Annotated in this window: 10 protein-coding genes; 6 read left to right on the forward strand and 4 right to left on the reverse strand. The window is 61.6% G+C overall.

The features are described from left to right. The first annotated feature begins 13 nt into the window (after nt 1-13). Together J3P96_RS21485 and J3P96_RS21490 are read left to right on the forward strand one after the other, a co-directional pair. Nucleotides 14-1,063, forward strand: a complete 1,050-nt coding sequence (locus tag J3P96_RS21485) for an alkene reductase (RefSeq protein ID WP_434653424.1) — start codon at nt 14-16, stop codon at nt 1,061-1,063. 173 nt (nt 1,064-1,236) lie between these two features. Continuing rightward, complete coding sequence (locus J3P96_RS21490) at nt 1,237-1,761, forward strand: hypothetical protein (protein ID WP_434653426.1); 525 nt, start codon at nt 1,237-1,239, stop codon at nt 1,759-1,761. Between the two features lie 222 nt (nt 1,762-1,983). Here the strand turns inward: J3P96_RS21490 and J3P96_RS21495 are convergent, their stop codons facing one another. After that, nucleotides 1,984-2,616 (reverse strand): TetR family transcriptional regulator, encoded by a 633-nt coding sequence (locus J3P96_RS21495; RefSeq protein ID WP_434653428.1) that lies wholly within the window; start codon nt 2,614-2,616, stop codon nt 1,984-1,986. A gap of 265 nt (nt 2,617-2,881) precedes the next feature. Between J3P96_RS21495 and J3P96_RS21500 the strand changes: the two genes are divergently transcribed. The 4 genes from J3P96_RS21500 to J3P96_RS21515 all read left to right on the forward strand — a co-directional run bounded on the left by J3P96_RS21500 (nt 2,882) and on the right by J3P96_RS21515 (nt 10,740). Then, nucleotides 2,882-4,039: an efflux RND transporter periplasmic adaptor subunit gene (locus tag J3P96_RS21500; protein WP_434653429.1), complete on the forward strand. Its 1,158-nt coding sequence runs from the start codon at nt 2,882-2,884 to the stop codon at nt 4,037-4,039. A gap of 3 nt (nt 4,040-4,042) precedes the next feature. Beyond that, nucleotides 4,043-7,207 carry an efflux RND transporter permease subunit EmhB gene (gene emhB, locus J3P96_RS21505; RefSeq protein ID WP_434653431.1) on the forward strand — a complete coding sequence of 1,055 codons (3,165 nt, stop codon included), beginning with the start codon at nt 4,043-4,045 and terminating at the stop codon, nt 7,205-7,207. Then, a complete protein-coding gene (adeC, locus tag J3P96_RS21510; protein WP_434625594.1) occupies nt 7,204-8,661 on the forward strand; it encodes an AdeC/AdeK/OprM family multidrug efflux complex outer membrane factor in 1,458 nt (485 codons plus the stop codon). Before emhB ends, adeC begins: the two co-directional genes overlap by 4 nt. A gap of 825 nt (nt 8,662-9,486) precedes the next feature. Continuing rightward, nucleotides 9,487-10,740, forward strand: a complete 1,254-nt coding sequence (locus J3P96_RS21515; RefSeq protein ID WP_434653433.1) for an OprD family porin — start codon at nt 9,487-9,489, stop codon at nt 10,738-10,740. Nucleotides 10,741-10,948: 208 nt separating this feature from the next. Here the strand turns inward: J3P96_RS21515 and pcaC are convergent, their stop codons facing one another. From pcaC to J3P96_RS21530, 3 genes are read right to left on the reverse strand one after another with little or no spacing between them, the layout of a single operon-like run. Beyond that, nucleotides 10,949-11,341 (reverse strand): 4-carboxymuconolactone decarboxylase, encoded by a 393-nt coding sequence (pcaC, locus tag J3P96_RS21520; protein ID WP_434569538.1) that lies wholly within the window; start codon nt 11,339-11,341, stop codon nt 10,949-10,951. 10 nt (nt 11,342-11,351) lie between these two features. Then, nucleotides 11,352-12,167 (reverse strand): 3-oxoadipate enol-lactonase, encoded by an 816-nt coding sequence (gene pcaD, locus J3P96_RS21525; protein WP_434653435.1) that lies wholly within the window; start codon nt 12,165-12,167, stop codon nt 11,352-11,354. Nucleotides 12,168-12,179: 12 nt separating this feature from the next. Further along, nucleotides 12,180-13,544, reverse strand: coding sequence for a 3-carboxy-cis,cis-muconate cycloisomerase (locus tag J3P96_RS21530; RefSeq protein WP_434653437.1), 1,365 nt, complete (start codon nt 13,542-13,544; stop codon nt 12,180-12,182). Between the last annotated feature and the right edge of the window lie 98 nt (nt 13,545-13,642).

Here is a 13,642-nt window from a genome sequence, read left to right on the forward strand (position 1 = left end):
GAGGTTGCATTTCATGGCGACAATTTTCGACCCCATCAAACTCGGCGACATCGAGCTGAAAAACCGCATCATCATGGCCCCGCTCACCCGCTGCCGCGCTGACGCAGGCCGAGTACCCAACGCGCTGATGGCCGAGTATTACGTGCAACGCGCCTCCGCCGGGCTGATCCTCAGCGAAGCCACTTCGGTGACGCCGATGGGCGTGGGCTACCCCGATACCCCAGGCATCTGGTCCAACGACCAGGTACGCGGCTGGGCCAACGTGACCAAAGCCATCCACGGCGCCGGCGGCAAGATTTTCCTGCAGCTCTGGCACGTCGGCCGGATTTCCCACCCGTCCTACCTGGACGGCGAGCTTCCGGTGGCTCCGAGCGCCATCCAGCCCAAGGGGCATGTGAGCCTGGTACGTCCGCTGGCCGACTACCCGACGCCGCGCGCATTGGAAACCGCGGAAATCGCCGACATCGTCGATGCCTACCGCGTGGGTGCCGAAAACGCCAAGGCCGCCGGGTTTGATGGCGTGGAAATTCATGGCGCCAACGGCTACCTGCTCGACCAATTCCTGCAAAGCAGCACCAACCAGCGCACCGACAGCTACGGCGGCTCCCTGGAAAACCGTGCTCGCCTGCTGCTGGAAGTGACTGACGCGGCAATCGAAGTCTGGGGCCCCGGCCGAGTGGGCGTGCACCTGGCACCGCGCGCCGATTCCCATGACATGGGCGACGAAAACCGCCTGGAAACCTTCAGCTATGTGGCCCGCGAACTGGGCAAGCGTGGCATCGCCTTCATCTGCTCGCGCGAGAAAGAAGGCGCGGACAGCATCGGCCCGCAACTGAAGCAAGCGTTCGGCGGCCCGTACATTGCCAATGAGCGCTTCACTAAAGAGAGTGCCAATGCCTGGCTGGCGGAAGGCAAGGCTGACGCCGTGGCGTTCGGCGTGCCGTTCATTGCCAACCCGGACCTGCCGGCACGCTTGAAAGCCGATGCACCGCTGAACGAACCTCACCCGGAAACCTTCTATGGCAAAGGACCGGTGGGGTATATCGACTACCCAGTCATGTAATTAACCCGCTGCAAACAAAAAGCCCCGCCTTTGCACAGCGGGGCTTTTTTGTTTAAACATTTCGTCGACATCTAAAAGTTCTAAATAAAACCTCAATCATTCATATTGCCTCTGGTCGTCACGAGTAAATTACCGACAATCAAACATCAACTATCTCAAGCAAAGAGAGCAATATGAATAACTTTCCAGAAGATCCAGCAGATACAAAACCAAACGATTCCGATGAAGAAAAAGCGTACCACGAACACTACGACAGGCAGATCCAGGCGTTGGAATCTGCCAAGGCGCCCGCCCACTCAACACGATTCATCATGAAAGTCGTCAACAATACCGAGCACGACCTTGATGCCAATAAAAACACGCTTGGCCTGAGCGCCGACAACCTCGCCACCTTGCAACTTCCCTCGGGAGGTATCAGCGTCTATGGTCAAGACTTCCGCTACGTTCGAAACCCAGGTTCTCGCAGCAAGGACATATACCACCACTGTATTCAATTCGGCGGAATGACGGTGGGAGCTTTCGTTGAGTTTGGTTTGCGCGTTGACACTTCGTTCGGGCTTTTCGCGCCGACAGTGACGCCAGTTCGGATATGTAAAATCATGTCTATCGGCACCACCCCAATCAACTGTACTGCCCGTATTACTCGTGCATTAAGCACAGACCCTTATAGCTTTACCATGGAGGTGACGCTGGGCTGAACACTTGTTACCCGAGCGCCTGAAAATTTGCCTGCTGCGCCGGCATTGCGCCCTGACGGGTCTCGGTTGCCGGACCAAACACAATTTTCCTACAAAGTAACCCGTGTGCCGGCTGTCAACGAATCAGCACTACGTATATAAAGTGCCCCGAACCCGGAACCATTCCGTCAGGGCCGTCCGAATGAGCTATTGACATAAACCGACTCAATTACGCATTTTGTTTCATTTGCGCAGGTTAGGGCTCAGGCGCAGCATGTCCAACCCGATATCCACCCAGCGTTCGGCCTCACCGGCCAGGGCGAAGCTGTCCGGCGCCAGCAGCCACTGATACAGGATCCCGTCGATATAGGCATGGATAGCCACCGCAGCCCTCTCGGGATCCAGGTCATTTGGCATCTGCCCACGCTTCATTGCATTGCGCAGGGACAGCGCGATTCGCACGTTACAGTCGAGGCTGACCTCGCGCCGCTGCTGGCGCAAGTCGCACATTTCATCGGTGAATTCGCACTTATGGAACAGAATCTCATTAATGCGGCGGGTTTTCGGGTCCAGGGCCACCTGCTGGAACAACCTCACCAGCAGCTTGCGCACGCACCCCAGCGGGTCGAGTTCCTCCTCGCTTTCGCTGGCGCGGGCCAACTCATCGAGCGGCTCATGCAAGGTATCGAGCATGGCCTGGAGCAAATCCGCCTTGTTGCTGAAATGCCAGTAGATCGCACCACGCGTCACACCGGCCAGCGTCGCGATGTCGGCCAGCGTCGTTCGCGCCACGCCGCGCTCGAAGAAGGCCTTTTCGGCCGCTTCAAGGATCTGGCTGCGAGTCTCCAGGGCTTCTTCTTTGGTACGACGTACCATGGCAGTAAACACCTCAATCAGGATGCGTAAGCAATGCGTAAGGATCGGTTGGATAACCTATGAGGCAGCGCCTGTCGGAACGCGTCCCCGGACTGCATCGGCCTTTGTCAGGCTTTTGTAAATACGGATGGTACGCAATTTGGCTGTTTACAAACAACCATGTACGTAAGTATATTTCTTAGCAACCTATTAATTGAATAATGCTCATTTTTTAACCTTCCACTTTTCGAGTGCGCCTGTTGCGCGCCTGGACCCGAGGATTTCCATGCAATTCAAGCCAGCTGTTACCGCTCTGGTCACTGCCATCGCCCTGGCATCGCTGCTCAGCGGATGCAACAAGGAAGAGGCTGCCTCTGCCCCTCCCCCTCCTCAGGTCGGCGTCGTAACCCTCAAGACTCAGCCTTTTACCCTAACCTCCGAATTGCCGGGCCGCACCAGTGCGTTCCGCGTCGCCGAAGTGCGTCCGCAGGTCAACGGCATCATCCTCAAACGCCTGTTCAAGGAAGGCGCCGACGTCAAGGCCGGCCAGCAGCTGTACCAGATCGACCCGGCCGTCTATGAAGCGAACCTCAAGAGCGCCGAGGCCAACCTGCGATCCACCAAGTCGATCGCCGATCGCTACAAGCAACTGGTCGACGAGCAGGCGGTCAGCCGCCAGGAGTACGACACCGCCGTGGCCAACCGCCTGGAGTCGGAAGCGAACCTGCAGACGGCCCAGATCAACGTGCGCTACACCAAGGTCTACGCGCCGATTTCCGGTCGCATCGGGCGCTCCTCGGTCACCGAGGGTGCACTGGTGAGCAATGGCCAGACCGACGCCCTGGCGACCATCCAGCAACTCGATCCGATCTACGTCGACGTGACACAGAGTTCCGTCGAGCTGCTGAACCTGCGCCGTGAGCTGGAAAGTGGTCGCTTGCAGAAGGCTGGCGATAATGCCGCCATGGTCAAGCTGACGCTGGAAGACGGCAGCCAGTACCCTCATGAAGGCAAGCTGGAGTTCTCTGAAGTCTCGGTCGATCCGACCACCGGTTCCGTGACCTTGCGTGCCGTGTTCCCCAACCCTGAGCACACGCTGCTGCCGGGCATGTTTGTCCACGCACAGCTGCAGGCCGGCGTGAACAGCGCCGCAATCCTGGCGCCGCAGCAAGGCGTGACCCGCGACCTCAAGGGCACGCCAACTGCGATGGTCGTGGGCGCGGACAACAAGGTCGAGCTGCGTCAGCTCAAGGCCAGCCGTACCGTCGGCAGCCAGTGGCTGATCGAAGGCGGCCTCAAGGCCGGTGATCGCCTGATCACCGAAGGGTTGCAGTACGTACGGCCAGGGGTGGAAGTCAAAGCCACCGAAGCCACCAACGTCGACGCAAAGAACCCGGCCCCCGCTCAGGCAGCTGACAAAGCCGCCGGCGGCAAAGGGGAGTAAACCATGTCGAAATTCTTTATCGACCGTCCGATCTTCGCCTGGGTGATTGCCCTGGTGATCATGCTGGTGGGGGCCCTATCGATCCTCAAGTTGCCGATCAACCAGTACCCGAGCATCGCGCCGCCGGCCATTGCCATCCAGGTAACCTACCCGGGTGCATCCGCACAAACCGTGCAGGACACCGTGGTGCAGGTCATCGAGCAACAGCTCAACGGTATCGACAACCTGCGTTATGTGTCGTCGGAAAGTAACTCCGACGGCAGCATGACCATCACCGCAACCTTCGAGCAAGGCACCAACTCCGATACCGCGCAGGTCCAGGTGCAGAACAAGCTGAACCTGGCCACTCCGCTGTTGCCGCAGGAAGTGCAGCAACAAGGCATCCGCGTGACCAAGTCGGTGAGAAACTTCCTGATGGTGATCGGCGTGGTCTCGCGCGATGGCAGCATGACTCGTGAGGACCTGTCCAACTACATCGTGTCGAACATGCAGGACCCGATCTCGCGCACCAAGGGTGTCGGTGACTTCCAGGTCTTCGGTGCCCAGTACGCCATGCGGATCTGGCTCGACCCGGCCAAGTTGAACAAATTCAACCTGACCCCGGTGGATGTGAGCAACGCGGTTTCCGCGCAGAACGTCCAGGTCGCGTCCGGCCAGCTCGGCGGCCTGCCTGCCCTGCCCGGCCAGCAATTGAACGCCACCATCATCGGCAAGACCCGCCTGCAGACCGCCGAGCAGTTCAAGGCGATCCTGCTCAAGGTCAACCCGGACGGCTCGCAAGTGCGCGTCGGCGATGTCGCCGATGTGGCCCTGGGCGGCGAAAACTACAGTATCAACGCTCAGTTCAACGGCTTGCCGGCCTCCGGCCTGGCGGTGCGCCTGGCGACCGGTGCCAACGCCCTCGACACGGCCAAGGCCCTGCGCCAGACCGTCGATGATCTCAAGCCATTCTTCCCGCAAGGCCTGGAAGTGGTATTCCCGTACGACACCACGCCAGTGGTGAGCGAATCGATCAAGGGCGTGATTGAAACCCTGATCGAAGCGGTCGCGCTGGTGTTCCTGGTGATGTTCCTGTTCCTGCAGAACTTCCGCGCCACCATCATCACCACGATGACGGTGCCGGTGGTACTGCTGGGTACTTTCGGGATCCTCGCCGCGTTCGGTTTCAGCATCAACACCCTGACCATGTTCGGCATGGTGTTGGCCATCGGCTTGCTGGTGGACGATGCCATCGTGGTGGTGGAAAACGTCGAACGGGTGATGAGCGAAGAAGGCCTGTCGCCCAAGGAAGCGACCAAGAAATCCATGGGCCAGATCCAGGGCGCCCTGGTGGGTATCGCCCTGGTGCTGTCGGCGGTACTCCTGCCGATGGCGTTCTTCGGCGGCTCCACCGGCGTGATCTACAAACAGTTCTCCATCACCATCGTCTCGGCCATGGCGCTGTCGGTGCTGGTTGCCCTGATCTTCACCCCGGCCCTGTGCGCCACCATGCTCAAGCCAATCCCCAAGGGCGAGCACGGCACGCCGAAACGCGGCTTCTTCGGCTGGTTCAACCGCAACTTCGACCGTGGCGTCCGCAGCTACGAACGTGGCGTGGGCAACATGCTCAAGCACAAGGCCCCGTACCTGCTGGCCTACGTGATCATTCTGGTCGGCATGGTCTGGCTGTTCACCCGCATCCCCACCGCGTTCCTGCCGGAAGAAGACCAGGGCGTGTTGTTCGCCCAGGTGCAGACACCGGCCGGCTCCAGTGCCGAGCGCACCCAGGTGGTCGTGGACAAGATGCGTGAGTTCCTGCTGCGTCCGAGCAAGGACGGCGGTGAAGGAGATGGCGTGGCCTCGGTGTTTACCGTGACCGGCTTCAACTTCGCCGGTCGTGGCCAGAGCTCCGGCATGGCGTTCATCATGCTCAAGCCGTGGGAAGAGCGAAACGCCGACAACACCGTATTCAAGATCGCTGGCCGCGCCCAGCAGCACTTCTTCACGTTCCGCGACGCGATGGTGTTTGCCTTCGCTCCGCCAGCGGTGATGGAATTGGGTAACGCCACCGGTTTCGACGTGTTCCTGCAGGACCGCGCCGGCATCGGCCACGAAAAGCTGATGGAGGCTCGCAACCAGTTCCTGGGCATGGCTTCGCAGAGCAAGGTCCTGACCCAGGTGCGTCCGAACGGTCTCAACGACGAGCCCCAGTACCAGTTGGACATCGATGACGAGAAGGCCAGTGCCCTGGGCATCACCCTTTCGGACATCAACAATACGCTGTCGATTGCCCTCGGCAGTAACTATGTCAATGACTTCATCGACCGTGGTCGGGTGAAACGCGTCTACGTTCAAGGCCGACCGGACGCGCGCATGAGCCCGGAGGACCTGAACAAATGGTACGTGCGCAACAGCGCCGGGACCATGGTGCCGTTCAGCGCCTTCGCCAAGGGCGAGTGGACCTACGGATCGCCGAAACTGGCCCGTTACAACGGCGTGGAAGCGATGGAAGTCCTCGGTGCTCCGGCGCCAGGTTACTCCACGGGTGAAGCGATGGCCGAAGTCGAGGCCATTGCGCAGAAGTTGCCGGCGGGTGTCGGCATCTCCTGGACCGGCCTGTCGTACGAGGAACGCCTGTCGGGTTCCCAGGCGCCGGCTCTGTACGCGCTCTCGCTGCTGATGGTATTCCTCTGCCTGGCGGCGCTGTATGAAAGCTGGTCGATTCCGATCGCGGTCATGCTCGTGGTGCCGCTGGGGATCATCGGTGCCCTGCTGGCCACCAGCCTGCGCGGCCTGTCCAACGACGTGTACTTCCAGGTGGGTCTGTTGACAACCATCGGCCTGGCGGCGAAAAACGCCATCCTGATCGTCGAGTTCGCCAAGGAACTCCATGAACAGGGCCGGACTCTGGTGGAGGCCGCGATCGAAGCCTGCAGGATGCGTCTGCGGCCGATCATCATGACGTCCCTGGCGTTCGTCCTCGGCGTCGTGCCGCTGGCCATTTCCACCGGCGCCGGCTCGGGCAGCCAGCACGCCATCGGTACCGGGGTGATTGGCGGTATGCTCACCGCGACCATCCTGGCAATCTTCTGGGTGCCATTGTTCTTCGTGACGGTGTCGTCAATCGGTCGACGTAAAAATATCGACCAGGACCACACTCCTGAAACTTCTAAAGAGGCTGGCCAATGAGCAAGTCGCTACTTTCCCTGACCATCGCCGCCGTCGTGCTCAGCGGATGCTCGCTGATTCCCGACTATCAGCGGCCCGAAGCACCGGTCGCGGCGCAGTACCCGCAAGGGCCGGCCTATGAGCCGGCCAAAGCACCCGGCCAGGCCGCCGCCGAGCAGGGCTGGAAACAGTTCTTCCACGATCCGGCACTGCAACAGCTGATCCAGGTCGCCCTGGAAAACAACCGCGACCTGCGCGTCGCGGCGCTGAACATCGACGCCTACGCCGCGCAGTACCGCATCCAGCGCGCCGACCTGTTCCCGGCAGTCTCGGCCACCGGCTCCGGCAACCGCCAGCGGGTGCCGGCACGCGCCTCGCAAACCGGTGAAGCGGCAATCAGCAGCTCCTACTCGGCGACGCTGGGAATCAGCGCCTACGAGCTGGACCTGTTCGGTCGCGTCCGCAGCCTGAGCGAGCAAGCGTTGCAAAGCTACTTCGCCACCGAAGAAGCCCGCCGCAGCACCCAGATCAGCCTGGTGGCCAACGTCGCCAACGCTTACCTGACCTGGCAGGCCGACAAGGAACTGCTCAAGTTGACCCAGGATACCCTCGGCACCTATGAGCAAAGCCTGAAGCTGACCTCGCGCAGCGCCGAAGTCGGCGTGGCCTCGGCCCTGGACTTGAGCCAAGCCCGTACGGCGGTGGAAAACGCCCGCGTGCAACTGGCCCGCTACACCCGCCAGGTGGCCCAGGACGAAAACAGCCTGACCCTGCTGCTGGGCACCGGCCTGCCGGCCAACCTGCAGACACAACCGCTGAGCGCTGACCTGCTCAGCGAAGTGCCACCCGGCTTGCCCTCGGACCTGCTGCAACGGCGCCCGGACATCCTCCAGGCCGAACGCAACCTGCTCGCCGCCAACGCCAATATCGGCGCCGCGCGGGCCGCGTTCTTCCCGAGCATCAGCCTGACGGCCAATGCCGGCACCCTCAGCCCGGACCTGTCCGGCCTGTTCAAGGGCGGCTCGGGCACCTGGACCTTCGCTCCGCAGATCAACCTGCCGATCTTCAACGCCGGCAGCCTGCGGGCAAGCCTGGATTACGCAAAGATCCAGAAAGATATCAACGTCGCGCAGTATGAGCAGTCGATCCAGACCGCGTTCCAGGAAGTCTCCGACGGCCTGGCCGCGCGTCAGACCTACAATGAACAGCTGCAGGCACAGACCGACTTCGTCGCCGCCAACCAGGACTACTACCGCCTGGCCGAGCGTCGCTACCGTATCGGCGTCGACAGCAACCTGACTTTCCTCGACGCCCAGCGTCAGTTGTTCAGCGCGCAGCAATCGCTGATCACCGATCGCCTTGCGCAACTGACCAGCGAGGTCAATTTGTACAAGGCCCTGGGCGGCGGCTGGAATGCCGAGACGGGCAAGCGCGAACCGATCGCGGAGAAAGCGCCGGAGACGAAGTTGTTTTGATGGATGCTTGAACGTTGAACACGAAGCCCACCGAAAGGTGGGCTTTTTGTTTGCGCCTGATTCCCAGCCCCAACACAAATCAAATGTGGGGGGCGAGCCTGCTCGCGATAGCGGTCCTGTCGCCGACGAATGTTTTGTTGATCGAGTACATATCCGTTGCTGCGGTAAGGGCTACTGGCGGTTTCGCTTTTACAGCGACTCACTTTTATGAAGCGTAAAAGTAAGCAAAACGCTTTTGCCCCACCACTCGGTGCCTCGCTAAGGCTCGGCATGCCCTCACTCCGGCATTGCTCCGTGGGCCCGCCGCGAAGGGCCATCCTTGGCCCAGCGCGGCTATCCCGGCATCCATGCCGGGATGCCCACTCCACAATGCCTGCGTTCGGCCAGCGTGGTTAACGGGGCGCCGGGATCAACGTCCACCGCGAGGCGAGGCGGCCTGATAGCCGACCTGGTTCTTGGTGAGACCGCGTTTCCTCCTGTGGGAGCGAGCCTGCTCGCGAAGCGGTTATTACATCCAGCATCTCCGTCACTGAAACTCCGCCATCGCGAGCAGGCTCGCTCCCACAGGAATCGCGTACGCTCGTTCGTTGTTTTGCCGTTCGATAATCGCCCGAAACCCGCAAATCGCAATTGAACCGATCCCGGGCGGCCCTTCACCATCGCTCGCACAAAACCAATAACAACAGGTTCGACGCCATGCTCCTACGCCCTGCACCGTCCGGCTGATCCTCAGCCACTTTAACCGTCCAGCCCCACCGTACCGCCTGCAACCCAAGGGTTGCGGCAACGACTCGCTTCGTCCACAGAAAAACAAGAGACACGCCCATGAAACCCACACAGCAAGTTCTCCCCAGCCTCATTGCCGTCGCGCTGTCCGGCGTAGCATTGCCAGTGTTGTCAGCGGAGTCGGGGTTCGTCGAGGACGCCAAGGCCACGCTGAACCTGCGTAACTTCTATTTCAACCGCAACTTCGTCAACGACGCCGCCGCCCAAGGCAAGGCCGAGGAATGGACTCAAAGCTTCATCCTCGACGCCAAGTCCGGTTTCACCCAAGGCACGGTCGGTTTCGGCGTGGACGTGCTCGGCCTGTACTCGGTCAAGCTCGACGGCGGTCGCGGCACCGCCGGCACCCAGTTGCTGCCAGTGCACGACGACGGTCGCCCGGCCGATGATTTCGGTCGTTTGGGCGTGGCCCTCAAGGCCAAGGTCTCGAAGACTGAATTGAAAGTCGGCGAGTGGATGCCGGTGCTGCCGATCCTGCGTTCCGACGATGGCCGCTCCCTGCCGCAAACCTTCCAGGGCGGCCAGGTCACCTCCACCGAGATCAACGGCCTGAGCCTCTATGGCGGCCAGTTCCGTGGCAACAGCCCGCGTAACGACGCGAGCATGGAAGACATGTCGATGAACGGCCGCAGCGCCTTCACTTCCGACCGTTTCAATTTCGGCGGCGGCGAATACGCCTTCAACGAAAAACGCACCCAGGTCGGCGTCTGGTACGCGGAACTGTCCGACATCTACCAGCAGCAATATTTCAACCTGACCCACAGCCAACCCATGGGCGACTGGACCCTGGGCGCCAACCTGGGCTACTTCACCGGCAAGGAAGACGGCAGTGCCCTGGCCGGCGACCTGGATAACAAGACCGCGTTCGCCATGCTCTCGGCCAAATACGGTGGCAACACCTTCTACGTCGGCCTGCAGAAAGTCGGCGGCGATGACGCCTGGATGCGCGTCAACGGCACCAGCGGCGGGACCCTGGCGAACGACAGCTACAACTCCAGCTACGACAACGCCAAGGAAAAATCCTGGCAGCTGCGCCACGACTTCAACTTCGCCGCCGTCGGCGTGCCGGGCCTGACCCTGATGAACCGCTACATCAGCGGTGACAACGTACACACCGCCACCGTCGATGACGGCAAAGAATGGGGCCGCGAGACTGAGCTGGCCTACACCGTGCAAAGCGGTGCGCTGAAGAGTCTCAACGTGAAGTGGCGCAACTCGACGATGCGCCGGGACTTCAATACCAATGAGTTCGATGAGAACCGGTTGATTGTCAGCTATCCGATCAGCTTGTTGTAAAAAGCCAAACATGGACGGCGGCTGTACCACCGCCATCGCGAGCAAGCTCGCTCCCACAGGGGATCAGTGCCGAGCAAAAACTTGTGCTCACCGAAGATCCAATGTGGGAGCGAGCTTGCTCGCGAAGGCGTGGGCACATCCAACATGAGTGCTGGCTGAACCACCGCCTTCGCGAGCAAGCCCGCTCCCACAGGGATGAAGTCATCCCTCAAGTTCGTGATTCAATGCCCAGGTCATCCCAGACGGATTCGGCCAGGTGGAAGGTGGCGTTGGCCGCCGGGATGCCGCAATAGATGGCGCTCTGCATGATCACTTCCTTGATCTCGCTGCGGCTCACGCCATTATTGGCGGCGGCGCGCAGGTGCAGCTTGAGTTCTTCGTTGCGGTTCATGCCGATCAGCATGGCGATGGTGATCAGGCTGCGGGTATGGCGCGGCAAGCCCGGGCGGGTCCAGATGTCGCCCCAGGCGTGGCGGGTGATCATCTCCTGGAATTCGCTGTTGAATTCGGTCAAGGCATTGAGGCTGCGGTCGACGTGGGCATCGCCCAGCACTGCGCGGCGTACTTGCATGCCTTCGTCGTAACGTTGTTTCTCGTCCACAAAAAACTCCTCAGGCGCGGCCAGTATCAAGCAGGAAATCCAGTACCCGCGCGCTGAACGCGGCGCCGGCCTGGACATTGGACAAGTGCGCGGCATGAAACTCGGCGTATTCGGCACCCTCGACCCGCTCTTGGATAAAACGTCCGCCCGCTGGCGGCGTCACGGCATCTTCGGTGCCAGCGATCACCAGCAGTGGCACACGGATCAGCGATAGCTGCTCACGAAAATCGGCGTCGCGTACTGCGGCGCAGTTGGCCGCATAGCCTTGGGGCGAGGTCGCAGCCAGCATGTCGGTAATTTTTTCCGCCGTCGCCGGATGGGCCTTGGCGAAATCCGGCGTGAACCAGCGGGCAATCGACGCATCACGCAACGCCACCATCGCCGCCTTGCCATCACGCAGCACGGTTTCGATGCGCGGGTTCCACATCGAAGGGTCGCCAATCTTCGCGGCGGTATTGCACACCACCAGTTTGTGCAGACGCTCGCCGGCGTTGATTCCCAGCCACTGGCCGATCAGGCCACCCATGGACAGGCCGCAGAAATGCACCTTGTCGATGTCCAGCGCATCAAGCATCGCCAGCACGTCGCGGCCCAGCTGTTCGATGCTATAGGGGCCTTCGGTGACCAGCGACCGGCCGTGACCACGGGTGTCGAAACGCAAGACCCGAAAGTGTTCACTGAACGCCGCGACCTGCTCGTCCCACATATGCAAATCGGTACCCAAAGAGTTGGAGAGCACCAGCACCGGGGCGTCCTGCGGCCCGTCCAATCGCCGCTCATCAAAACAATAGCTCAGATCGCCCTCGGCGAGTTTGACCAATCCCACAACAATCTCCTTTCAGGCATTCAAGGCAAGGTGTTCGGCCACCGCTCGGGCAACCCAGGCCTGGGCTTGTCCGAGGTAGTGGGCCGGGTCGAGCAGATGATCAAGCTCGGTCGCGGATAACTGCGCGGTGACCTGGGGTTCGTCCCCCAGCACCTCGCGCAAATGCCGTTGTTCGGCCACCGCGCGCTTGCAGCATTGCTCCAGCAGATGATGCGCGGTGTCGCGACCAACCCGCTGGGCCAGGACGATGCTGACGGCTTCGGCCAGCACCAACCCTTGGGTCAGTTCCAGGTTACGGGCCATGCGCGCCGCATCCACTTCCAGCCCTTCGGCCAGCAGTCGCGCCTGTTGCAGCGCGCCGGACACCAGGCAGCAGATGTCCGGCAGGGTTTCCCATTCGGCGTGCCACAGGCCGAGGCTGCGCTCATGTTCCTGGGGCATGGCGCTGAACAGCGTCGACAACAAACCGGGCACCCGCGTCGCAGCGCCGATCAACACCGCCGCGCCCACCGGGTTGCGCTTGTGGGGCATGGTCGACGAACCGCCCTTGCCCGGTGCCGAAGGTTCGAACGCCTCGCCTGCCTCGGTCTGCATCAACAGGCTGACGTCGCGCCCCAGTTTGCCCAGGCTGCCAGCGATCAAGCCCAGCACCGCGCCGAACTCCACCAAACGATCGCGCTGGGTGTGCCAAGGCTGCTCCGGCAGGTTCAGTTGCAGCTCGGCGGCCAAGGCTTCGGCCACCGGCAGCGCCTGCTTCCCCAGGGCGGCAAGGGTCCCGGAGGCGCCGCCAAATTGCAGTACCAACAGGCGTGGCTTGAGTTCCCGCAAGCGCTGGCGACTGCGCGTGACGGCCCCCAGCCAGCCGGCGATTTTCATCCCCAGGGTGACCGGCGTGGCGTGTTGCAGCCAGGTGCGCCCGGCCAGCGGCGTGGCGGCGTAACGTTCGGCTTGTCGAGCCAGGGTGACGGCCAGTTGCGCCAGTTCACCTTCGATCAGTCCGAGCGCCTGGCGCAGTTGCAGCACCAAGCCACTGTCCATCACGTCCTGGCTGGTTGCGCCCAAGTGCACGTAGCGTTCGGCCTCGGCGCTCTCGGCAGCGATGCGCTTGCCCAACGCCTTGACCAGCGGGATCGCAGAATTGCCGGCACTGGCAATCGCTTCGCTCAACGCTGAAAAGTCGTACAGCTGGGCGCGACAGGCATTCCCGATCGGCGCCACCGCCTCCTGGGGGATCAGCCCAACCCGCGCCTCGGCCCGGGCCAGCGCCGCCTCAAAGTCGAGCATCGCCTGCACACGCCCCGCATCGCAGAACACTTCGCGCATGTCGCGGGCGGTGAAGTAGGCATCGAACAGCTGATTGCCCGGTCGTTCGCTCATAAACAGTCCTTCGAAAAATGGATGCCTCATGGCCAGATATTCCTGTGGCGAGGGGACTTATCCCCGCTGGGCTGCACAGCAGCCCCAAACCGTCGACT

The sequence above is a fragment of the Pseudomonas sp. R3-56 genome (assembly GCF_051132075.1).
Taxonomy (GTDB): Bacteria; Pseudomonadota; Gammaproteobacteria; order Pseudomonadales; family Pseudomonadaceae; genus Aquipseudomonas.

Coding starts and splice junctions, on each gene's coding strand:
- J3P96_RS21485 (WP_434653424.1), top strand. CDS start 14: ATGGCGACAATTTTCGACCCCATCAAACTCGGCGACATCGAGCTGAAA.
- J3P96_RS21515 (WP_434653433.1), top strand. CDS start 9,487: ATGAAACCCACACAGCAAGTTCTCCCCAGCCTCATTGCCGTCGCGCTG.
- adeC (WP_434625594.1), top strand. CDS start 7,204: ATGAGCAAGTCGCTACTTTCCCTGACCATCGCCGCCGTCGTGCTCAGC.
- J3P96_RS21495 (WP_434653428.1), bottom strand. CDS start 2,616: ATGGTACGTCGTACCAAAGAAGAAGCCCTGGAGACTCGCAGCCAGATC.
- J3P96_RS21490 (WP_434653426.1), top strand. CDS start 1,237: ATGAATAACTTTCCAGAAGATCCAGCAGATACAAAACCAAACGATTCC.
- J3P96_RS21500 (WP_434653429.1), top strand. CDS start 2,882: ATGCAATTCAAGCCAGCTGTTACCGCTCTGGTCACTGCCATCGCCCTG.
- emhB (WP_434653431.1), top strand. CDS start 4,043: ATGTCGAAATTCTTTATCGACCGTCCGATCTTCGCCTGGGTGATTGCC.
- J3P96_RS21530 (WP_434653437.1), bottom strand. CDS start 13,544: ATGAGCGAACGACCGGGCAATCAGCTGTTCGATGCCTACTTCACCGCC.